The organism is Pseudomonas sp. X4, assembly GCF_040784925.1.
In the GTDB taxonomy this organism is placed as follows: Bacteria; Pseudomonadota; Gammaproteobacteria; order Pseudomonadales; family Pseudomonadaceae; genus Aquipseudomonas; species Aquipseudomonas putida_Z.
The window spans coordinates 3,596,150-3,616,762 of the sequence record NZ_CP160798.1 but is presented as its reverse complement, the minus strand read 5'-3'; the positions used below and the strand labels follow the sequence as shown (position 1 = coordinate 3,616,762).

At 66.0% G+C, this 20,613-nt stretch carries 19 protein-coding genes; 6 read left to right on the top strand and 13 right to left on the bottom strand.

The genetic code is table 11. The annotated features are described in order from the left end of the window. Complete coding sequence (locus ABX298_RS16085; RefSeq protein WP_075043942.1) at window positions 1-1,206, top strand: transporter associated domain-containing protein; 1,206 nt, start codon at window positions 1-3, stop codon at window positions 1,204-1,206. Between the two features lie 274 nt (window positions 1,207-1,480). Next, window positions 1,481-2,782: an MFS transporter gene (locus ABX298_RS16080; RefSeq protein ID WP_025337910.1), complete on the top strand. Its 1,302-nt coding sequence runs from the start codon at window positions 1,481-1,483 to the stop codon at window positions 2,780-2,782. A 139-nt stretch (window positions 2,783-2,921) separates the two neighbouring features. Here ABX298_RS16080 and purT read toward each other — a convergent pair whose 3' ends face one another. From purT to ABX298_RS16055, 5 genes are all read right to left on the bottom strand, one after another. After that, window positions 2,922-4,103: a formate-dependent phosphoribosylglycinamide formyltransferase gene (gene purT, locus ABX298_RS16075; protein ID WP_025337909.1), complete on the bottom strand. Its 1,182-nt coding sequence runs from the start codon at window positions 4,101-4,103 to the stop codon at window positions 2,922-2,924. A 76-nt stretch (window positions 4,104-4,179) separates the two neighbouring features. Beyond that, on the bottom strand, window positions 4,180-4,647 hold the full coding sequence (locus ABX298_RS16070; protein WP_003252131.1) for a VUT family protein: 468 nt from the start codon (window positions 4,645-4,647) through the stop codon (window positions 4,180-4,182). A gap of 204 nt (window positions 4,648-4,851) precedes the next feature. Further along, window positions 4,852-5,049 (bottom strand): DUF1289 domain-containing protein, encoded by a 198-nt coding sequence (locus ABX298_RS16065; RefSeq protein WP_367393342.1) that lies wholly within the window; start codon window positions 5,047-5,049, stop codon window positions 4,852-4,854. Then, window positions 5,039-5,563: a gamma carbonic anhydrase family protein gene (locus ABX298_RS16060; protein WP_060483639.1), complete on the bottom strand. Its 525-nt coding sequence runs from the start codon at window positions 5,561-5,563 to the stop codon at window positions 5,039-5,041. Before ABX298_RS16060 ends, ABX298_RS16065 begins: the two co-directional genes overlap by 11 nt. A 44-nt stretch (window positions 5,564-5,607) precedes the next feature. Further along, window positions 5,608-6,207 (bottom strand): CoA pyrophosphatase, encoded by a 600-nt coding sequence (locus ABX298_RS16055; RefSeq protein ID WP_003252125.1) that lies wholly within the window; start codon window positions 6,205-6,207, stop codon window positions 5,608-5,610. A 124-nt stretch (window positions 6,208-6,331) separates the two neighbouring features. On the opposite strand from ABX298_RS16055, the gene ABX298_RS16050 reads away from it, so the two are divergent. From ABX298_RS16050 to ABX298_RS16035, 4 genes are all read left to right on the top strand, one after another. After that, entirely contained in the window at window positions 6,332-6,883 is a 552-nt protein-coding gene (locus ABX298_RS16050; protein WP_286101137.1) for an NUDIX hydrolase, read from the top strand. A gap of 22 nt (window positions 6,884-6,905) precedes the next feature. Further along, the gene (locus tag ABX298_RS16045) at window positions 6,906-7,460 is read left to right on the top strand and encodes a murein L,D-transpeptidase family protein (RefSeq protein WP_025337906.1); all 555 of its coding nucleotides are present in this window, start codon (window positions 6,906-6,908) and stop codon (window positions 7,458-7,460) included. A gap of 160 nt (window positions 7,461-7,620) precedes the next feature. Then, window positions 7,621-9,303, top strand: a complete 1,683-nt coding sequence (locus tag ABX298_RS16040) for a ShlB/FhaC/HecB family hemolysin secretion/activation protein (protein ID WP_084785058.1) — start codon at window positions 7,621-7,623, stop codon at window positions 9,301-9,303. A gap of 27 nt (window positions 9,304-9,330) precedes the next feature. Further along, the gene (locus tag ABX298_RS16035; protein WP_286101136.1) at window positions 9,331-13,854 is read left to right on the top strand and encodes a hemagglutinin repeat-containing protein; all 4,524 of its coding nucleotides are present in this window, start codon (window positions 9,331-9,333) and stop codon (window positions 13,852-13,854) included. A gap of 110 nt (window positions 13,855-13,964) precedes the next feature. On the opposite strand, the gene ABX298_RS16030 is transcribed toward ABX298_RS16035, so the two are convergent. From ABX298_RS16030 to gspF, 8 genes are all read right to left on the bottom strand, one after another. After that, window positions 13,965-14,624, bottom strand: coding sequence for a general secretion pathway protein GspN (locus ABX298_RS16030; RefSeq protein ID WP_084785057.1), 660 nt, complete (start codon window positions 14,622-14,624; stop codon window positions 13,965-13,967). After that, on the bottom strand, window positions 14,621-15,007 hold the full coding sequence (gspM, locus tag ABX298_RS16025; protein ID WP_075043935.1) for a type II secretion system protein GspM: 387 nt from the start codon (window positions 15,005-15,007) through the stop codon (window positions 14,621-14,623). The genes ABX298_RS16030 and gspM overlap by 4 nt, the downstream gene beginning before the upstream one ends. Next, the gene (gene gspL, locus ABX298_RS16020; RefSeq protein ID WP_286101135.1) at window positions 15,004-16,080 is read right to left on the bottom strand and encodes a type II secretion system protein GspL; all 1,077 of its coding nucleotides are present in this window, start codon (window positions 16,078-16,080) and stop codon (window positions 15,004-15,006) included. Before gspL ends, gspM begins: the two co-directional genes overlap by 4 nt. Then, the gene (locus tag ABX298_RS16015) at window positions 16,077-16,628 is read right to left on the bottom strand and encodes a type II secretion pathway protein XcpW (RefSeq protein ID WP_367394482.1); all 552 of its coding nucleotides are present in this window, start codon (window positions 16,626-16,628) and stop codon (window positions 16,077-16,079) included. The genes gspL and ABX298_RS16015 overlap by 4 nt, the downstream gene beginning before the upstream one ends. A 1,522-nt stretch (window positions 16,629-18,150) precedes the next feature. After that, window positions 18,151-18,519, bottom strand: coding sequence for a type II secretion system protein GspI (locus ABX298_RS16010; protein WP_047594786.1), 369 nt, complete (start codon window positions 18,517-18,519; stop codon window positions 18,151-18,153). After that, a complete protein-coding gene (gspH, locus tag ABX298_RS16005; protein ID WP_286919942.1) occupies window positions 18,516-18,953 on the bottom strand; it encodes a type II secretion system minor pseudopilin GspH in 438 nt (145 codons plus the stop codon). Before gspH ends, ABX298_RS16010 begins: the two co-directional genes overlap by 4 nt. A 3-nt stretch (window positions 18,954-18,956) precedes the next feature. Further along, entirely contained in the window at window positions 18,957-19,391 is a 435-nt protein-coding gene (gspG, locus tag ABX298_RS16000; protein ID WP_013971171.1) for a type II secretion system major pseudopilin GspG, read from the bottom strand. A 17-nt stretch (window positions 19,392-19,408) separates the two neighbouring features. Next, on the bottom strand, window positions 19,409-20,611 hold the full coding sequence (gspF, locus tag ABX298_RS15995) for a type II secretion system inner membrane protein GspF (protein ID WP_317409025.1): 1,203 nt from the start codon (window positions 20,609-20,611) through the stop codon (window positions 19,409-19,411). Between the last annotated feature and the right edge of the window lie 2 nt (window positions 20,612-20,613).

The following is a 20,613-nucleotide window of genomic DNA, read 5'->3' as shown; positions in this document are numbered from 1 at the left end:
ATGGATACCCTGCCGTACGCACCGCTATTCGGCACCCTGGCACTGGCGCTGTTGTGGTCGGCGCTGTTCACCGCGGTGGATGCCGCCCGCCTGCAACTCAATGGCGCACTGCGCACCGGCGAGGACGGCCAGCCCGTGCTGCCGGCCCAGGCCCTGGTGCTGTGCGCCAGCCTGGGCAAGCTGCTGGTGCTGGGCCTGGCCTGCCTGGTTGGCCAGCGCCATAGCGGCGAGCACGGCTTCTGGCTGGCCGGGTTGGCCGCCACCCTCGTCCTGCTGGTGTTTGCCGATTACCTGCCGCGGCGCCTGGCCCGGCGCAACCCGCAGGCGTTCGTCAGCCTCGGCACCAGCCTGCTGAAGGTCCCCCTCGCCCTGCTGCAACCGCTGGCCTACCTGCTGGATGGCATTGCCAAGCTGATCCTGCGTCCGTTCCGCGTGCAACCCACGGCCGTGGCCCTGCACCCGCAGGAAGCCGATGAGTTCGACGAGGATGAGGAACACGAAGCACCGCGCCACGGCCTGCTCGACGGCCTGCAGTCACTGGACAAGATGACCGTCAACGACATCCTGGTACCGCGCAACGAAGTGGACGGCATCAGCCTCGACGAGCCGATCGAGCGCATCATCGAGCAACTGATCGTCAGCCGCCACACCCGCCTGCCGGTGTACCACAGCGACATCAACCAGGTTGAAGCAATCCTCAATACCAAGCTGATCAGCCACCTGCTGCCCAAGGCCGAGCTGACCTTGGAGATGCTGCTCGGCGCCTGCTACGAGCCCTATTTCGTGCCCGAGAGCACGCCCCTGCAAATGCAGCTGCTGAACTTCCACAAACAGCAGCGCCGCATGGGCGTGGTGGTGGACGAGTACGGCGAAGTGCTGGGCATCGTCACCCTGGAAGACATCCTCGAGGAGATCGTTGGCGAGTTCGAGGATGAACACAGCCTGGACAACCCTCACGTGCACCCGCAGCCCGATGGCACCTTCGTCATCGACGGCACCGCTTCGCTGCGCGAGATCAACCGCAGCCTGGGCTGGCACCTGCCCTGCGACGGCGGGCCGAAGACCCTCAACGGGCTGGTCACCGAAGCGCTGGAAAGCATCCCGGAAAGCGCCGTTTGCCTGAAGATCGGCCGCTATCGCCTGGAAATCCTCGAAACAGAGGACAATTGTGCCAGCAAGGTACTGGTGTGGACCGTGACCCGATAGCTATACTCGGGTCACGCTTACCCAGCCCCGCCGTCCCGCCTGCTACCCGCACCCGGCGCTCCACGGCCAGTCCGCTCCACTGACACGCCCTGCGGTCCTGCTTCAACACCCCGAACAGTGCCCGCCCCGCCCCTATCCCCCTTGGGCTATCGTCAGTCGGGCGCACACAACAACAAAACGCTCCGGCGCCCGCGCCACCGTGCCTGCCCTTTTGCATTGCACGCCGCGGGGCTTATCCCAATGGAGCCGGACCAGACTGTCAGGGACCTATTCAATGACAACCAGCAGCACCTATGCCGAAGCGCCTGCCGCACCGGTCAACTCGCCCGCGCGGGTAGCCACCGCCAGCTTCATCGGCACCGCCATCGAGTTCTACGATTTCTACGTCTACGCCACTGCCGCCGCCCTGGTGATCGGCCCGGTGTTCTTCCCGTCCGGGTCAGGCACCGCGCAGATGCTGGCGGCCTTCCTCACCTTCGGTATCGCCTTCCTGGCGCGCCCGCTGGGCTCGGCACTGTTCGGCCACTTTGGCGACCGTATCGGCCGCAAGTCGACCCTGGTCGCCTCGCTGCTGCTGATGGGCGTGTCCACCACGGCCATCGGCGTGCTGCCGGGCTACGACAGCATTGGTGTATGGGCGCCGATCATTCTCTGCCTGCTGCGCTTTGGCCAAGGCCTGGGCCTGGGTGGCGAATGGGGTGGCGCGGCCTTGCTGGCCACCGAGAACGCGCCCGAAGGCAAGCGCGCCTGGTTCGGCATGTTCCCGCAGCTGGGCCCGTCGATCGGCTTTTTGGCTGCCAACGGCCTGTTCCTGACCCTGGCCCTGGTGCTCAGCGACGAGCAGTTCCGCGAGTGGGGCTGGCGCATTCCGTTCCTGCTCAGCGCCGCGCTGGTACTGGTGGGCCTGTATGTGCGCCTGAAGCTTGAAGAAAGCCCGGTGTTCGCCAAGGCCGTCGCCCGCCACGAGCGGGTGAAAATGCCGGTGGTCGACCTGTTTTCCAGATACTGGCTGCCGACCCTGCTGGGCGCAGCGGCGATGGTGGTGTGCTACGCGCTGTTCTACATCTCCACCGTGTTCTCGTTGAGCTATGGCGTGACCACGCTGGGCTACAGCCGCGAGACGTTCCTTGGCCTGCTGTGCTTCGCGGTGGTGTTCATGGCCCTGGCCACACCACTGTCGGCCTGGCTCAGCGACCGCTACGGGCGCAAACCGGTGCTGATCGTCGGCGGCCTGCTGGCAGTGGCCTCGGGCTTTACCATGGAGCCGCTGCTGACTTCGGGGTCGACCGCAGGTGTGGCGCTGTTCCTGGCCATCGAACTGTTCCTGATGGGCGTGACCTTTGCGCCGATGGGGGCACTGCTGCCTGAACTGTTCCCGACCCACGTGCGTTATACCGGCGCTTCGGCGGCGTATAACCTGGGCGGCATCGTCGGCGCCTCGGCGGCACCGTTCTTTGCCCAGAAGCTGGTGAGCATGGGTGGGTTGAGCTGGGTGGGGGGTTATGTGTCGGTGGCGGCGGTGATCAGCTTGATTGCCGTGCTGTGCTTGAAAGAGACCCGCAATACCGAACTTTGAGAAAGCAGGGGCTGCTTTGCAGCCCATCGCCGGCAAGCCAGCTCCCACAAAGCCTCCACAGCCCTCAAGCCTTGTGGAGTTCCTGTGGGAGCTGGCTTGCCGGCGAAAGGGCCGCAACGCGGCCCCTTACGATCCCGGATCAGAACTCGACCTTGACCGCCTGCGAAGCACGGGTCGCCTTGGCGCGCGCCGCTTCGACCGACTCGTCACGCGCCAGGCACACGCCCATGCGGCGGGTACCGTTGATTTCCGGCTTGCCGAACAGGCGAATGGCAGTATCCGGCTCGCTCAGCGCCGCACCCAGGTTGGCAAAGCTGGTCTGCTGCGACTGCCCCTCGGGCAAGATCACCGCCGAAGCCGAAGGGCCGAACTGGCGCACTACCGGAATCGGCAGGCCAAGAATGGCCCGGGCATGCAGGGCAAACTGCGACAGGTCCTGGGAAATCAGGGTCACCAGGCCGGTGTCATGCGGGCGTGGCGAGACTTCGCTGAACCACACCTGGTCGCCCTTCACGAACAGTTCCACGCCAAACAGGCCACGACCGCCCAAGGCATCGGTGACTGCCTTGGCCACCCGCTGCGACTCGGCCAGCGCCTTCGGGCTCATGGCCTGCGGCTGCCACGATTCCTGGTAGTCGCCCTTCTCCTGGCGGTGGCCGACAGGCTCGAGGAAGGTGGTGCCGCCGACATGGCGCACGGTCAGCAGGGTAATTTCGTATTCGAAGTCGATGAAGCCTTCGACGATGACCCGGCCTTTGCCGGCGCGGCCGCCTTCCTGGGCGTAGTCCCACGACTTCTGCAGGTCGGCATCGCTGCGCAGCAGGCTCTGGCCCTTGCCCGACGAGCTCATCACCGGTTTGACCACGCATGGGTAGCCAACATCGGCCACGGCCTTGGCGTAGTCTTCGTAGGTGTCGGCGAAGTGGTACGGCGAGGTTGGCAGGTCCAGTTCTTCGGCGGCCAGGCGGCGGATGCCTTCACGGTTCATGGTGAGCTGGGTGGCGCGGGCGGTCGGCACCACGTTGAAGCCTTCGTTTTCCAGCTCGACCAAGGTGGCGGTGGCGATGGCTTCGATTTCAGGGACGATGTAGTGCGGCTTCTCGGCCTCGATCACCGCGCGCAGGGCCACGCCATCGAGCATGTTGACCACGTGGCTGCGGTGCGCCACCTGCATTGCCGGGGCATTGGCGTAGCGATCGACGGCGATCACTTCGACGCCCAGGCGCTGCAGCTCGATCACCACTTCCTTGCCCAGCTCGCCACAGCCGCAGAGCAGTACACGGGTCGCGGTGGGCGACAAGGGGGTTCCGATACGGGTCATTTCAGGTCCTCGAAGGCGTCCGGGGCCGCACCAGGCTTGGCGCCGCCCGCTGAAAAAGGACCGCTATTCTACACCATCAACCCGCCACGGCGGCCCGCCGGGCGCGAAATGCCATGGCCAGCCACACGGCGGTGACACCGGCGAATTTCGAGGCCATGGCGGTGCCGATCACGGCTGGGGTCAGGGCGCCGATCATGCCGAAGAAGATGAAGGTATCCACCGGGATGCTCAGCGCCGAACTCAGCCACAAGCGGTCGCGCAGCGGCCGGCGGGTGATGCTGAACACCAGCCAGTCGATCAGTTCGGAAATGAAGAACGCGGTGGCGCTGGCCAGGGCGATGGCCGGCTCCGAGGTGACATAGGACAGCACCAGTGCTGCCAGCATGGCGACCAGGGCGCCATGGCCGAAGCGGGTCTGCACCATGTCGCGCAGGATGAACACCAGGCCGCCCCAGGCGGACCAGATGATGTCCAGGTGTGGCGCGCTGGAGAAGGCGTAGTTGATCAGCACTACGCTGCTGATGTAGGCAATCAGATAGAACATGGCGGGTAGTCTGTGGGCAAGCGGCACAGATTACCGCTGGCTGGTTCGCGGGTAAACCCGCTCTCAAAGGTACAGCATCAGGTTCGAGGGCTACGCGCAGCCTGTGGGAGCGGGTTCACCCGCGAAGAATCCAACACGGTGGATGGCACCGGCTGCGCCGGTGTTCGCGGGTGAACCCGCTCCCACAGGGGGGGCGAGTCAGCCCTACAGGATGAGGCCGGCCTCTACTGCCCTTTCATGGCAAAGTTTGAGCACCGCCCGGCGCTCGTCGTTGTCCATCCGCCCCCAGCGGCTGATTTCCGCCACGGTACGCTGGCAACCGGTGCAGATATCCTGCTCGTCCAGCGCACAGATACTCACGCACGGCGAGGCCACCGGCCGCTCCACTACATCACTCATCATCAACCACCAACTCCCGTGCATAACGCTGGGCATTGTGCACGTAATGCGCGGCACTGGCTTCGAGCATGCGCTTCTGCTGTTCGGTCAGCTCGCGCACCACCTTGCCCGGCGAGCCCATCACCAGCGAACCGTCAGGGATCTCCTTGCCCTCTGCAATCAGCGCATTGGCGCCGATGATGCAATGCTTGCCGATGCGCGCTCCATTGAGGATCACTGCATTGATACCTACCAGGCTGTAGTCGCCCACCGTGCAACCATGCAGCATGGCGTTGTGGCCAACGGTCACGCCCTTGCCCAAGGTCAGCGGCGAGCCCATGTCGGTGTGCATCACCGTGCCATCCTGCACATTGCTGCCCTCACCAATGTCGATCAGCTCGTTGTCCCCGCGCAGCACCGCGCCAAACCACACGCTGGCATCGGCCTGCAGGCGAACATTGCCGATCAGCGTGGCGTTGGGTGCGGCCCAACTGGTAGGGTGGCTCTCGACCCGCAGGTCGCCCAGGCGGTATTTCATGCTTGCTCCTCAGGCTGCAACGCAGACGACGGGGTTGGCCCCGCTCAGTTTTCGATGTAACGCTCAGGGGGTTGGTGCAGGCTGATGCCGGCATCGAACAGCAGGTTGACCAGTTCGACGATCATGATCGCCGACAACCCCCAGATCTTGTATTCGCCATAGCGATAGCTGGGCACATACCAGCTGCGCCCCTGGTAATCGATACGGTGGGTATGGTCGCGCGGGTCCTGGCGGAAGAATTCCAGCGGCACGGTGAATACTGCCGCGATCTCGGCATCATTGGCACGGTATTCGACAAAATCGGGGATAAGCCCGACGAATGGCGTCACTTTCAGGCCGTGCAGCGAAATCAGCGGGCTGAGTGGGCCGATCACTTCCACCAGGCCTGGCGGCAGGCCGATTTCTTCTTCGGCTTCACGCAGCGCGGTGAACACCAGGTCCGGGTCTTCCGGGTCGCGGCGGCCACCAGGAAAAGCCACTTCGCCGCCGTGGGTGGACAGGCCCTTGGCGCGCAGGGTCAGGACCAGTTCGGGCGCTTCGCTGCGGGTAATGGGCAAGAGGACCGCCGCTTCGGGGAACCGCCGGTCGGTTTCCAGTGATGCGGGTTGGTGGTTGCTCATTCGGCGAAGTAGCTCGTCCAGCATTGCGCACGCTCGTATCCAAGGCCTGCCTTGCATGATGCACCAAAGGCGCGAAGCACCCAAGCCCCGTGCGCTTGCGGCAGCACGGCCGGCGCGCCAAGATAGCCCAGAGCAAAAGGAACAACACATGAAATTCTGCAGCGCGTGCGGCCAGCCGGTCACTCAGCGGATCCCCGAGGGCGACAGCCGCCTGCGGTATGTCTGCGAGTCTTGCCAGGCCATCCACTACCAGAACCCCAACATCGTCGCCGGCGTGTTGCCGACCTGGGGCAGCCAGGTGCTGCTGTGCCGGCGCGCCATCGAGCCACGCCGCGGTTTCTGGACCTTGCCTGCCGGTTTCATGGAAAACGGCGAAACCCTGGACCAGGCCGCCCGTCGCGAAACCGTCGAGGAGGCCTGCGCCCGGGTCGGCAGCATGAACCTGTACCAGCTGTTCGACTTGCCACACATCAACCAGGTGCACGTGTTCTTCCGCGCCGAACTGGCGGACCTTGATTTCGCGGTCGGTGTCGAAAGCCTGGAGGTGCGGCTGTTCGAGGAACATGAGATACCGTGGGGCGAGCTGGCTTTCCGCACCGTCACTCGCACACTAGAATGCTACTATCGCGATCGCATCGGGCAGCACTACCCCATAGGCCATGAATACCTGCCGCCGATGAACGTCTCGCCCATTACCTAGAAGCCTTCAGGGATACCGTTACATGCGCTGGTTGCTTGCCCTTTTCTGCCTTTGCGTTACCTCGGTGTCCCAGGCGGCCTTCACCGAGACCATCATCCGCAAGCCCCAGCCGGCAGCGCAAACCCCATCGCCTTCGCAGCAGGCCATGCAACCGCTGATCGACAAGGTACTGGTGATCAAGTCCGAGCGCCGCCTGCAGCTGATCAGCCGTGGCGAACCGCTGAAAACCTACCGTATCTCGCTGGGCAAGCAGCCAAAAGGCGCCAAGGAGCGCGAAGGCGACAAGAAAACCCCCGAGGGCCTGTACTGGCTGGACTGGCGCAAGCAGAGCGACCGCTTCAACCTGGCCATGCACATCAATTACCCGAACATCACCGATGCCGCCCGTGCCACCCGCGAAGGGGTGAGCGCCGGCAGCATGATCATGATCCATGGCACGCCGATCAACGACGAGTATCCGGAGTGGTACTTCCACACCCTGGACTGGACGGACGGCTGTATTGCCATGCGTAACCGCGACATGCAGGAAGTGTGGGACCTGGTGCGGGATGGCACGTTGATCGAAATTCGGCCCTGATAGCGGGCCTTTCAACTGATGCTGTAGGAAGCTTCCCACCTCCAGGCAAGAACGCGCCTTACAAGCGCTTAGGCCGGGTACTGCATCCAGGCGAACCCCTTAGTTTTTAGCATCCACGCAGACGAGTACGAAATCCGTACATCATTTGCGGGGTGCTTCAATGCCGTTCCACATTCACCGCGCCACCTGCTGGGCGCTCACCTGCTGCCTGTCCGGTTTGCTGGCCGCGCCCCAGGCGCTGGCCGACGACCCCGCCAGCCAGCAACTGCGCGATCAGCAGCGCGGGCTGCAACAGCTGGAACAGCAACAGCGGCTGGAACGCTGGCAGCGCCAGCCCGCCCCGGCTGAAAGCCACGACACCACCGCCCCCCTCCCGCACGACCAGCGCTGCTGGGCCATCACCGGCGTACGCGTGGCCGGCAACCGCAAGCTTTCCGACTCGGCGCTAACGCCAACCCTTCGCAGGTTCATTACCCCGTGCATGGGCATTGCGGAAATCAACGGGCTGCTGAAAGCCATCACCCAGCGCTATGTACAAGCCGGATACCCCACCAGCCGGCCTTACCTGCAGCAACCGCCACAAGACGGCGCACCGCTGAACCTGGTCATCGTCGAGGGGTTCGTCGAGTCCATCGAAATGGCCGGCCCCGAATTGCCCCTGTCCCTCCCCGGCGCCTTTCCCGGCCTGCTCGGGCAGCCACTGTACCTGCCAGCCCTGGAGCAAGGCCTCGACCAGCTCAATCGCCTGCGCGCTTATGACCTGTCCGCAGAATTGCTGCCCGGCGAACTGCAGGGCGGCACCCGGGTTGTCGTGCAGCCGCGCAAGGTGGCCTCGCGCGGGCACCTGGACAGCCGCTTCGACAACCGCGGCAGCGACCTGACCGGGCGTCATCGCCTGAACCTCGGCTTCGGCCTGGACAGCCCACTGGGCCTCAATGATGACCTGCGCCTGTCGCTGAACGGCACGGTGCTCGATGCGCCCGGGCAAAGCCAAGGCATCTCGCTGTACTACAGCATCCCCTACGGTGCCTGGACCTTTGCGCTCAGCGCCAGCGAACTGCGTTACGAGGCGCCGCTCCCACACAGCCGCCAGGTAACCGACGGCAGCAGCAGCTACCAGGGCGTGAGCGTCGAGCGGGTACTGTGGCGCAACCAGCAAGGCATGCTCAGCGCCAGCGCCCGGCTGGACCGCAAGCAAATGGTCAACCGCAGCGCTGGCGCGGTGATCGTCCAGCAGAGCCCCACCCTGGTCTCCGTGGAGGCGGGTATCAACCTGCTTTGGCTCCAGGGAGGCCTGTGGAATGGCTACCTCGGTGTCGCCCAGGGTATCGACGCCTTCGGCGCTGACCGCTCACCGCTGGGAGCGGAACGCCTGCGCCCGGATTTTCGCAAGTACCGCTCCAACCTGCTGCATCTGCGCCAGGGCCCGGCCAGCCACCCATGGCGCTGGCAGAGCGAGCTGGCTCTGCAATTCAGCAGTGACCCACTACCCGCCGTCGAGCAGTTGCTGGTCAGCGACGATTCGGCCGTGCGCGGGTTTCGCCTGCGTACCTACTCCGGTGCCAGCAGCGCCGCCTGGCGCAACACCGTCAGTCAGCCGCTGCCGGAGGGCTGGACCGCTCCCCTGCAAGTACGCCCCTACATCGGCCTGGACCTCGGCTGGACCCGCACTGCCGAAGGCAAGCCTTCACAACGCCTTGCCGGGGCCACCGCCGGTGCCGAACTGAGCCTGCCCGGCAGCCTCCTGCGCCTGGGCTACCAACGCGCGCTGTACGCCAGCGACCTGCCCCGTCCGCTGCTGGAACCCGGCTTCTGGGTAGTGGAACTGGCCCTGAACATCTGATTCACCCACAACAAAGAGAACGAGAACATGCAAACACTCTCGCAGTCGTCTTCCCGCCCAGATACCTTGCGCTGGGCCATCTTCCTCGCCCTGCTCGGGCCCGGCGCCGCACTGGCCCAGGGCGGCCTGACAGCAACCAGCGGCCCCGGCGGCACACCGGTCATCAACGACGGCCACGGCGTCCCGGTCATCGATATTGTCGCGCCAAACGGCAAAGGGCTGTCGCACAACCAGTTCCTCGACTACAACGTCGACCGCTCCGGGGTGGTGCTGAACAATGCCACCCAGGCCGGGCAGTCGGAGCTGGCCGGTGCCCTGGCGGCCAACCCGCAATTCCAGGGCCAGGCCGCCTCGACCATCCTCAACGAAGTGGTCAGCCGCAACGCCTCGCTGATCGAAGGGCCGCAGGAAATCTTCGGCCGCCCGGCCGACTACATCCTGGCCAACCCCAACGGCATCACCCTCAACGGCGGCAGTTTCATCAACACCACACGCGCCGGCTTCGTGGTGGGTACTCCTGAGTTCGAAGGCCAGCAACTCAAGTACCTCGACACGCTGAACGCCAGCGGTACCCTGCAAGTGCTTGAGGGCGGCCAGCGCAACCCCAACGGCGCCCTCGATCTGATCGCCCCGCGCGTGGACGGCAAAGGTCTGCTGATGGCGCGCAACTCCATCGATATCACCGTCGGTCGCAACCGCATCGACAGCACCAGCGGCGAAATTGTCGAACACCTGCCCGGCACCCCGTCCAGCATCGATGCCAGCCTGTTCGGCGCCATGCGCGCCGGGCGCATTCGCGTGGTGAGCACCGCAGAAGGTGCCGGTGTGCGTGTGGGGGCATCGCAGCTGCTGGGTATCGACGGGGTCGACATCCAGTCGGCCGGCGCCCTGCAAGTCAGCGGCAAGGCCGACAACCCCGTCGAACTGCACAGCGAACAGGGCGATCTGCGGCTGACTGCTGCCGATGACCTGACACTCGAAACCGTCGATGGGCAAGCTCGACGAATCGAGGCCAAGGCCGGCAAGAAGCTCACGCTGGACGCCACGACCCGCGAGAACATCGAGCGCGACAGCGACAGCTGGAACAAGAAGTTCCTGTTCGTCACCCGCGAAACCTACAACCGCGAAACCACCACCACCCAGCAGCAGCAACAGGGCAGCAGCTTGCAAGGCAAGGACGGCGTGCTGCTGCAATCCGCTGACGACATGCGCCTGGTGGCTGCCAAGGTGGATGCTGGCAATGAGCTGACCCTCGACAGCGGCGCCAACCTGGCCATCGCTGCCGGCATCGACAGCCAGCACACCGAAGAGCAGGTTCGCCACCGCAAGGACTTGTGGCGCGGTGACAGCGATACCGACCAGTACAAGGAAACCGCGCAAGGCAGTGCGCTCCAGGCCCAGCGCATGACGCTGAAGGCCAAGAATACCGTCGATGTGAAGGGCAGCAGCCTGCACAGCCGCGGCGACATGGCGATCGAAGCCAAGGAGGCAACCATCGGTACCACCGCCCTGCAGGAGCGCGGTACCCGGCGCGACTATCGCGGCGACCTGGTATCCGGCACCTTCTTTGGCGACCGCAAGGGTAACGACAGCGAAGGCCAGGCCGTTGCCGGCAGCAGTGTCACGGCGGATGGCAAGCTGGCCGTGGTAGCTGACCAGGTGGCCATCAAGGGCAGTACCGTGCACGGCAAGGAGGACGCGGTGCTCTACAGCACAAAAGGTGCACTGGCCATCGAAGCCGACCATGGCCGCACCACCTCCACCGACCGGACCAGCGACAGCAAGCTGTTCGGCCTGATTGGCAGCGACCGCGAGAACACCGAGCGTACGCAACAGGTACTTACCAGCGACGTCAGCTCGGCCACCAATCTGCGCCTGGCCAGCGCCGAGGAAATGCGCATTCAGGGCGCCAAGGTCGCAGCGGGCGGGCACCTGCAGGTAGAGGCCAAGGGCGACCTGCTGATTACCAGCGCGCAAGCGGTTGACGAGCGCGAAACCCGCAACCAGCAACGTGGTTTCACCGCCAGCGCCAAGCAGACCCAGGAGGCCGAGGATGGCAAGCCCGAGTCCCGCCAGTATTCGGCCGGCATTGCCTATGACGTCGCCACCACCAGCAGCAAGCAGCACACCACCAGCCAGGTCGCCAGTGAGCTGGAGGGCGCTTCGGTGAGCCTTGGCAGCGGGGCTCACCTGCAAGTCAACGGTTCCACGGTGAAGGCTGCCGCAGGCGACCTCGATGTGCAGGCCCAAAAGGTGACCCTGGGGGCAACCCGCAACGACCGCGACAAAACCACCAGCACCACCAACAGTGGCGGCGGCCTGACGGTGACCGGCGGCATCGACCGGCTGGGCAGCTTGTTCGAAGGCCATCACAACCGCCAGGTGCAGACCGAACGCGACAGCAAGGTGCAACGCAGCACATTGCAGGCCAGCGGCGACCTGAAGCTGAATGGCGATGAACTGGTCACAGAGGCCGCACGCGTCAAGGCCGGCAACCCCCTGCAGGTGACGGCAAAACGCATCGACAACCGCGCGGTGCAGGATACCGAGGAACGTGAACAAAGCCGTGACGACTGGTCGGGCAGCCTCGGCGCCAGTGTCGAGTACCGCGACCTTACCCGCCCCATCGAACGCCTGGTGCTGGGCGAAGAAGCCGCGCGCTTCCAGCAAGCCTCCCCCGAAGACGCCATGGCGCCGCCCAGCGTTGGCGCCGACATGACCGTGGAACACCTCAAGCGCCTGGAAAACCAGCGCCGCGGCTTTGCCCAGGTGAGCGAGTTGTCCGGGGCCAAGGTCGAAGTCAAGGCCGACAACATCACTGACCAGGGCACCGCCTGGCGCGCCAACGCCGGCAAGCTGCAGATCGAGGCCCGACAACACCAGATGCAGGCGGCCGAGAACACCCAGGAAAATACCGTGCAACGCCTGGCCTACGGCGGCGATGTGCGCCTGGACACCAGCACCGGTGAAGACCTGAATGCACGCGCCGCCGGCAAAGGCGGCTCGCTGGACAAGAAGGACAGCACCAGCAGCGCCGTACCCGGCAGCCTGTATGGGCAACAGGGCATCCAGGTGCAACTGGGCAGCTCTGGCCATTATGAAGGGACGCGCATCGATGGCGGTGAAGGCAGCGTGGTCATCAGCAGTGCCGGTTCGCTGACATTGCCACAGGTAAACGACCAGACCGAACAGCAGTCACGCCAGCTCGACGGCAATGCCTGGGCCAAGGTCGGCAACCGCCCGGGCAGCACCGGCGTCGATGGCCGGGGCTACCTCGACCACGGCCAGAACCAGAGCACACAGCGCAAGGCCCAGGTGGCGCAGATCGACGCCAAGGGCCAGGTACAGCTGAGCAGTGACGGCGACCTGTTGCTCGAAGGCACCCGCATTGGCAGCCGTGAGGCAAAGACCGGCGACATTCAACTGCAAAGCGGCGGTCGGCTGCAGGTCAAGGCGGCCAGCGACACCCAGAACGCTACCGGTGCCAAGATGGGCGGCGGCGTGGAGCTGGCGGTCAAGGCTGGCAACACCAAGGGCGGTGCCATCGGCGGCCACTTCAGCCACGGCAAGCAGGACGAGGAGGCACGCCAGGCGGTGAATGCCCTGTTCGCCAGCAACGGCACAGTGACCCTGGGCAGCAGCGCCCGCGAGGATATCGCCCTGCACCTTGAGGGCCTGCAGGCCTCGGCCGAACAGATAACCCTCGACGCATCGAATGGCGGCATGCTGGTGGAAGCGTCCTCCAGCCAGGAGCGACGTGACAACCTCGACATCACCGCCGGGGCCGGCTTCGACATGGCCAAGGGCGCGGTCGACACCCGCGGCCTGCATGGACGCCTCAAGGTGGAGCTCGACAAGCGCGACAACCTCACCTGGAACGCCAGCGACCTGCGCGCCGAGCGCATCGACCTGCAAAGCCGTGGCGATACCCGCCTCGAAGGCGTCACCCTGGAGACGGGGCGTATCGATGGAGTGATCGACGGCGACCTGCGCATCGCCAGCCGCAAGGACAACGTCAATACCCTGAGCGTGAAAGGCGATGCCCGGCTGAGCCAGGAGAAAAACCCGCGAGGCTACGTCAACGCGGCCACTTCGGTGGCAGGGCCGCTGGGGAGCAAGGTGAATGAAAAAGCTGGCTCCGCCCTGAGCAAGGCAGACCCGGGGCTCTCGCCCACCTTCAGCCTCGACGTGTCGCACGCGCAGCGCGACAGCGTAGGCCAGCAGACCACGCTCAAAGGCAGCGACGGTATCGACCTGCAGGTTGGTGGCAACGCTCACCTGGTGGGGGCACGCTTGCAGTCGGCCAAAGGCGATGTGGTGCTCGACGCCAACTCGGTTACCCGGGAAACACTGAGCGGTAACGACTATCGCCGGGATGTGTCGATCGATGCGTCCAACTCACCGGTGGACCTGGGCACGGCGGTGGCCGAGCTAGCCAAGGGCAAGGGGGCGGCGGATGGGGAAAATGCACTCGACCTGGGGTTGTTGAGGACCAGTGGGCACAATCGCAGTGAGCAGTGGGCTTCGAGTGTGCAGGGCAAGAAAAACTGAAGCAGGCGCCGCGCTGGAGGGCACGGGCTTCGTGCCCTCTTTTAGCATTTGGGCCAGACAGTTGATTGGTTGTAGGAGCGGCAAGCCAGCTTGCCGGCGATAACACCTGTCTACCAGCGCAAATCCCGCTGCCCTGCCAGCGCCTGCGGTCCAAGCCACTGCACCCCACGCAGCAAAGGCGTCAGCGCCGCCTCCGGCTGCAACTCGACCACCACCTGCGCCCGGCGCGCGGGCAGGTCGGCATCCACGGCCAACTGATGCTGCCCCTGCTGCGCCAACTGCCCGCGCAGATGCCAGCCGCTGCGGCAGTCCATTTCCAGCCAGCCCTGCCCCAGGCCCAGTGACCAGGGCTCGCTCAGGGCAAGGTCGGTTACCGTCATGCGGCCTTCGCTGGCACGGCATTGCCGTCCTGCTCCCTTCACCCGCAACGCGCCCTGCCACTGGCCGGCCAAGCGGTAATCCGTCGCCACCGTCGCCTGGGCCCCCATGGCCGTCGCCTCCAGCCGCCAGCGCCATGGCCAGCCATCGGCGCGCAACTGCCAGGCCTGGCCCTGGAAGCCGAGCTGCGCGTTCGCCTGCATGCGCCAGGGCTGCACCGCCCAACGCAATGGCCCGACCGGCCCCAGTTGCTGCGCCTGGCCTTGCCACAGGCTGCCGCTGACCTCACGCGCTGGCAGGCCTATCCCGCGCACCACCCAGCTGGCCGGCAGTTCCACCAGCAATGTCACGGCGAAAACCAGCAGCACCCACGCCACACTTCTTCGGCTCATGGCCGCACCACCAGGTCGAAGCGCAATCTCTTTTCATGCTGCTCCAGCCCCCACTGCAATGGCTGTACGCCCTCTGCACGCAGGGCCTGCAACCAGCCTTGCAGCACTCGCTCGTCGGCCACCTGCCCACGCAGTTGCCAGGTCTTGCCCTGCGCATCGACCTCGGCCAGTTCGATCTGCCGCGCCTGGGCCGACTGTCGGAGCCGCTCCAGGTTCAAGCCCGGGCCGCCTTGCAGGCTGGCGGCCTGTTCGGCCAGCCCGCGCCACTGGCTGAGCTCGCGCCATTGCGCAAGGCCTGCGCGCAGTGCCAGGAAGGCCAGCAACAGGGCAATCAGTGTCCAGGCGAACTTCAAGCGATGGCGCTGTACCCAGTCCCGGTTCATGAGGCTGCTCCCAGGTCGAACACCACTTGGCCGTCCTGCATCTGGACCGAGGCCCCGGCAGCTGTTGCCATCTCGCTCCATGGCGGCGCACTGCCTTCACCCTCCAGCCGCAGGTGCCAGCGCTGGCCATCGAAGCGCACCGCTTGCAGGCGCCACCCGGGGTGGTCACGCAGCCAGGCCTGCAACGCCGTCTGCAGGTCTTCAAGCTGGCGCGTGCGCAGCTGCTGTTGCAATTCACTTTCGCGCAGGCGCTTGAGGGCCTGCGCGGCGTGCCGGGGGCTGGCCTGTTCACCAGTCACGGCGATGACCTGGCTGCGCCAGAGTTGCGCCTGGGCCCACTGCTTGCTCAACCACAGCCCGCCCCAGACGGCAGCCAGTACCAGGCAGGCCGCAAGCAAGCGTTGTTGCGGCCGGGACACCACCGGCAGCGAGCGCACCTTGCGGGTACGCTCGAACAGGCCGGGCAATGAATCGAGCGGTGTCAGCGTACTGGGCCAGTCGCCGCTCAGCGCGACCTTTTGCAGCTCCGCCCACGGTTGCCGTGGCACCTCGCCCAATGCGTCCGGCCAGACTAGCCAGTGCTCCTGCCTGTCTTCGGCCAGCCCTTTGTACAAATACATGCCGGGTGTGCGCTGCCATTGCCAGGCATGTCCCGACTCGGGGGGCGGCAGCAGCTGTAGTTCTGCCCAGCAACGTGCCACCTGCAAGCCCCATTCGGCGCACTGCCCGCGCCAGTCCTCCAGTTGCTGACGAGCCACTACCAGTAACCGAAGATGGCCGGGCTCGCGGGCCAGGCAGGCGCATGTCACCTCGTCGACTGCCTGCAGCAAGCGGTCTTCGAGCAACAGCGGCCACTCTTCACGCTTGAGCCCCGGCGGTGCCGGCACGCGGAAGTAGCTGCAGGCCTCGGCAGGCAGGATCAACGCCACACGGGCCTGCAGGTTCGCCGGGGGCTCGCCCTGCCCTTGGCGTTTCACAAGGCCGCCCTCGGCCAGCGCCCAGTGCCAGACAACGCCTGGTCGCAGCAACAACCACGGCTGGGTCGAGCTGCGCCGCCGCCATTCAAACTTCATGAGCGCCCCCACGGGAGGGCGAAGGTGCAGACATAGGGTGCTCCGTCACGCTGCAGTTCCAGACGCACGCCACGGCCGGGGTGCGCAGGTTGGTCGGAAGGCCAGGCCAGCCAGCGGCCGCCCTGGTAATAGAGAACATTCATGGCGCTGACCCGGTCGAGCCGCTCGCGCTGGACCCAGCGTGGGGCGGCGGCGGCGTAGAGATCGGCCGAGCTTTCCAACAGCAGGCGCTGCTCGCGGGCCTCGAAGCGCAGGCGCTGGCGCTGCAGGCGCGAGCCGCCCTCGGCTTCCGGCATGCCGGTGCTGGCGATCCAGAGCAACTGTTTGCTTGCCGGTTGCCAGTCCAGCCAACGGCTGGCCAAGGGCAGGCGCTGGTCGTAGACCCGGCGCATTACCGGGCTGTCGAAGCGACGCTCCAAGGCCAGGCAGAAGTCCAGCACCGAGGCTTCCTGCGTGGTGACCTGCAGGCGCTCGCGAACCTTGAGCCAGCCGTTGACCAGGGCGGCGAGCATGATGCCGAGCACAGCAGTAAGTGCCAGGGCGACCATAAGCTCGATCAGGGTAAGGCCGGCCTGGCGGTGCTTGCTGGGCTGGGTCCCGGACTGACGGGGATACGCCCTCCCTGTGGGAGCGGGTTCACCCGCGAACACCGGCGAAGCCGGTGCCATACACCGAGTCGCCTGCTTCGCGGGTAAACCCGCTCCCACAGGAACCGCGCAAGCTTCACAATCTCTGTAACTCATGAGCACTCCAGGGGCTGGCATGTGCACGAGGGGAGGAACTGGGCCTCTGTGGGAGCGGGTTCACCCGCGAACACCGGCGAAGCCGGTGCCATGCACCGAGTCGCCTGCTTCGCGGGCATGCCCGCTCCCACAGGGACCGCGCAAGCTTCACAATCTCTGTAACTCATGGCCGCTCCAGGGGCAGGCCGGCCTGGCGCTGCTTCACAGGCTGGATACAGGGCTGACGGGTATACGCCCTCCCTGTGGGAGCGGGTTCACCCGCGAACACCGGCGAAGCCGGTGCCATACACCGAGTCGCCTGCTTCGCGGGCATGCCCGCTCCCACAGGAACCGCGCAAGCTTCACAATCTCTGTAACTCATGGCCGCTCCAGGGGCAGGCCGGCCTGACGCTGCTTCACAGGCTGGATACAAAGCTGACGGGTATGCGCCCTCCCTGTGGGAGCGGGCGCGCCCGCGAACACCGGCGAAGCCGGTGCCATACACCGAGTCGCCTGCTTCGCGGGTAAACCCGCTCCCACAGGAACCGCGCAAGCTTCACAATCTCTGTAACTCATGGCCGCTCCAGGGGCAGGCCGGCCTGACGCTGCTTCACAGGCTGGATACAAAGCTGACGGGTATACGCCCTCCCTGTGGGAGCGGGCGCGCCCGCGAACACCGGCGAAGCCGGTGCCATACACCGAGTCGCCTGCTTCGCGGGTAAACCCGCTCCCACAGGAACCGCGCAAGCTTCACAATCTCTGTAACTCATGGCCGCTCCAGGGGCAGGCCGGCCTGGCGCTGCTTCACAGGCTGGATACAAAGCTGACGGGTATACGCCCTCCCTGTGGGAGCGGGTTCACCCGCGAACACCGGCGAAGCCGGTGCCATACACCGAGTCGCCTGCTTCGCGGGCATGCCCGCTTCCACAGGAACCGCGCAAGCTTCACAATCTCTGTAACTCATGGCCGCTCCAGGGGCAGGCCGGCCTGACGCTGCTTCACAGGCTGGATACAAAGCTGACGGGTATACGCCCTCCCTGTGGGAGCGGGCGCGCCCGCGAACACCGGCGAAGCCGGTGCCATACACCGAGTCGCCTGCTTCGCGGGTAAACCCGCTCCCACAGGAACCGCGCAAGCTTCACAATCTCTGTAACTCATGGCCGCTCCAGGGGCAGGCCGGCCTGGCGCTGCTTCACAGGCTGGATACAGGGCTGACGGGTATACCCCCTCCCTGTGGGAGCGGGTTCACCCGCGAACACCGGCGCAGCCGGTGCCATCCACCGAGTCGCCTGCTTCGCGGGCATGCCCGCTCCCACAGGGGCCGCGCAAGCTTCACGGTTTCTGTAACTCATGGCTGCTCCAGGAACACGGTGTACTGGCCAAGCGGCAGGCGCTGGTCGCGGTCGGCGAACAACAGCAGCTCGCCGCGGCGCAGGTCGCGTACGCCGGTGCGGCGCAGCTGCAGTTGCCAGTGGCAGCGCTGGCCACCCTGGCTCAGTTCACCGCCAACCTGGTTTTCCGCCGGCCAGTACTGCTCGACGGCAAAGCGGGTTTGCAGTTCTCGCGCGCATAGCAGGCCAAGGCGGTGTTGCTGCAGGTTGTCCTGCACCGCCAGGCGCTGGCGCAAAACCTGGCTGGTGATCACCGCCAGCACCGCGGCAATCGCCAGGGCCACGGTCACCTCAAGCAGGGTGAAACCACGCTGATGCCGCTTCATGGGGCGACCACCACCTGCAAGCGGCCATCGCGGCTCCAGGCCCATTGCTGGCTGCCATCGGCCCAGCGCCAGCGCACGTTGCCCGGTTGCGCCCAGCCATGCGGGGTGAACAACAGGCGCGGCTGTGGGCTGGCCGGCCAGTCCGGGCGCAGGCCCTTGGGCCAGTCACCAAGGGCGACAGCTTCGACCTCCCAGCCATTACCCTCGCGCCGGACGAACTCCGGGCGCTGGCCATTCCAGCGCAGCCCGCGCAGCTGCCCGGCATGCCGGGACAGAGCGGCCTGCGCCCGGGTCTCGCTCGCCAGCCGTTGCAGCGCCTGGTCGACACTGGCCTGGCTGTTGCCGAACCCGGCCACCGCCAATCCGGTCATCAGCCCGGCGATGGCCAGCACCACCAGCAATTCGATCAGGCTGAAGCCCCGCTGACGGCGCACCCGTTACAGCTCCCAGTTACCCAGGTCGGCATCCTGGCCTTCGCCGCCCGGCAGGCCGTCGGCGCCCAGCGAGTACACGTCGACCCGGCCATGTTCGCCGGGCATGCGGTACTGGTACGGGGTGCCCCACGGGTCTTCCGGCAGGCGGCGCACGTAGCCGTCGCTGCGCCAGGCCCGTGGCAGCGGTTCCTGGGCCGGCTTTTTCACCAGCGCGGCCAGGCCCTGCTCGCTACTGGGGAAGCGCAGGTTGTCCAGGCGGTACATGTCCAGCGCCTGCTCCAGGGTGGCCAGGTCGGCCATCACTTTCTGCTTCATGGCCTTGTCCTGGTTGCCCAGCACGCTGGGCGCGACCACGGCGATCAGCAGGCCGATGATGAAGATCACCACCATGATTTCCATGAGGGTGAAACCGCGCTGGCGGTTACGTCGATGCTGCATGGCAGTACTCCTTGTCGTCACAGTTGCAGGCCCTGGTTGAGTTGCATGATCGGCAACAGCACCGCCAGCACGATGAACAGCACCACGGCGCCCATCACCAGGATCATCAGGGGTTCGAACAGCGCCATGGCAGTATCGACCTGGCGGGCGAAGCCGCGCTCCTGGTCGTCGGCCACGCGCTCGAGCATGTCGGCCAAAGTGCCGCTGGCTTCGCCGCTGCCGACCATGTTCACCAGCAGCGGCGGGAACTGCTGGCTGGCATCCAGCGCGCGATGCAGGCTGGTGCCGCCCTGCACCTGCTGGCGCACCTGCTCCATGGCCAGGCGGATACGCCGGTTGCCGACGGTTTCGGTGGCCACTTGCAGGGCTTCGAGCAGGGCCACACCGCTGCCGCTGAGGATTGCCAGGCTGCGTGCCAGGCGCGCGCTTTCCAGCACCTGCAGCAGGCTGCCGATATGTGGCAGACGTAGCAGCAGCTGGTCGCAGCGCAGGCACCAGTGCGGCTTGCGCAGCAACCAGCCGCCGAGCGCGCCGAGCAACAGGGCCAGCCCCAAAAGCCAGGGCCCGGCCTGCACCAGCCCTTGGCTCAGGCCGATCAGCAGCGATGTAATGAGCGGCAGGCTCTGCCCGGCATGGGCGAACTGTTCGGTGAGCTTGGGTACGACGAAGGTCATCAGGCCTACCACCACGGCAAGCGACACCCCCATCAACACGGCGGGATAGATCAGCGCGGTACGTGCCTTGTGCTGCTGTCGTTGAACCTGCTCCAGATGGTCGGCGAGGCGGGTCAGCACCTGGGCCAGGCGCCCGGACCGCTCGCCGGCCTCGACAAGCGCGCAGTACAGGCCGGTAAACGGCGCCCCCTGACGCGCCAGGCTGCGGGCCAGGCCCAGGCCTTCGGCCAACGAGCCGCGCAAGGCCACCAGCACACTGTGCAGGGCGGGCTGGCGCAGTTGCCGTTCCAGGGTAGCCAGGGCGTCGACCAGAGGGATGCCAGCACCGGTCAGGGTGGCCAGCTGGCGAGTCAGCTCGCACAGCTGGGCGCGGCTCAGGCGCTGGCGCCGGGGTTGCCGGGTGCCGGCTTCGTGACGCTGCACGCGGCGGGCGAACAGGCCCTGCTCACGCAACAACTGGCGGGCATGACGTTCGCTGTCGGCCTGCAAGCTGGCCTTGTGGGTTTTACCGGCGAGGTCGACGGCCTGGTAGCGATAGGTCGGCATGG

Excerpts from the sequence above, each read along its gene's own strand:
- purT (WP_025337909.1), bottom strand. The coding sequence starts at position 4,103 with ATGACCCGTATCGGAACCCCCTTGTCGCCCACCGCGACCCGTGTACTG.
- ABX298_RS16040 (WP_084785058.1), top strand. The coding sequence starts at position 7,621 with ATGCCGTTCCACATTCACCGCGCCACCTGCTGGGCGCTCACCTGCTGC.
- ABX298_RS16030 (WP_084785057.1), bottom strand. The coding sequence starts at position 14,624 with ATGAGCCGAAGAAGTGTGGCGTGGGTGCTGCTGGTTTTCGCCGTGACA.
- ABX298_RS16015 (WP_367394482.1), bottom strand. The coding sequence starts at position 16,628 with ATGGTCGCCCTGGCACTTACTGCTGTGCTCGGCATCATGCTCGCCGCC.
- gspL (WP_286101135.1), bottom strand. The coding sequence starts at position 16,080 with ATGAAGTTTGAATGGCGGCGGCGCAGCTCGACCCAGCCGTGGTTGTTG.
- ABX298_RS16035 (WP_286101136.1), top strand. The coding sequence starts at position 9,331 with ATGCAAACACTCTCGCAGTCGTCTTCCCGCCCAGATACCTTGCGCTGG.
- ABX298_RS16080 (WP_025337910.1), top strand. The coding sequence starts at position 1,481 with ATGACAACCAGCAGCACCTATGCCGAAGCGCCTGCCGCACCGGTCAAC.
- ABX298_RS16085 (WP_075043942.1), top strand. The coding sequence starts at position 1 with ATGGATACCCTGCCGTACGCACCGCTATTCGGCACCCTGGCACTGGCG.
- ABX298_RS16010 (WP_047594786.1), bottom strand. The coding sequence starts at position 18,519 with ATGAAGCGGCATCAGCGTGGTTTCACCCTGCTTGAGGTGACCGTGGCC.
- gspM (WP_075043935.1), bottom strand. The coding sequence starts at position 15,007 with ATGAACCGGGACTGGGTACAGCGCCATCGCTTGAAGTTCGCCTGGACA.
- ABX298_RS16070 (WP_003252131.1), bottom strand. The coding sequence starts at position 4,647 with ATGTTCTATCTGATTGCCTACATCAGCAGCGTAGTGCTGATCAACTAC.
- ABX298_RS16045 (WP_025337906.1), top strand. The coding sequence starts at position 6,906 with ATGCGCTGGTTGCTTGCCCTTTTCTGCCTTTGCGTTACCTCGGTGTCC.
- ABX298_RS16050 (WP_286101137.1), top strand. The coding sequence starts at position 6,332 with ATGAAATTCTGCAGCGCGTGCGGCCAGCCGGTCACTCAGCGGATCCCC.
- gspG (WP_013971171.1), bottom strand. The coding sequence starts at position 19,391 with ATGCAGCATCGACGTAACCGCCAGCGCGGTTTCACCCTCATGGAAATC.
- ABX298_RS16055 (WP_003252125.1), bottom strand. The coding sequence starts at position 6,207 with ATGCTGGACGAGCTACTTCGCCGAATGAGCAACCACCAACCCGCATCA.
- ABX298_RS16065 (WP_367393342.1), bottom strand. The coding sequence starts at position 5,049 with ATGATGAGTGATGTAGTGGAGCGGCCGGTGGCCTCGCCGTGCGTGAGT.
- gspF (WP_317409025.1), bottom strand. The coding sequence starts at position 20,611 with ATGCCGACCTATCGCTACCAGGCCGTCGACCTCGCCGGTAAAACCCAC.
- ABX298_RS16060 (WP_060483639.1), bottom strand. The coding sequence starts at position 5,563 with ATGAAATACCGCCTGGGCGACCTGCGGGTCGAGAGCCACCCTACCAGT.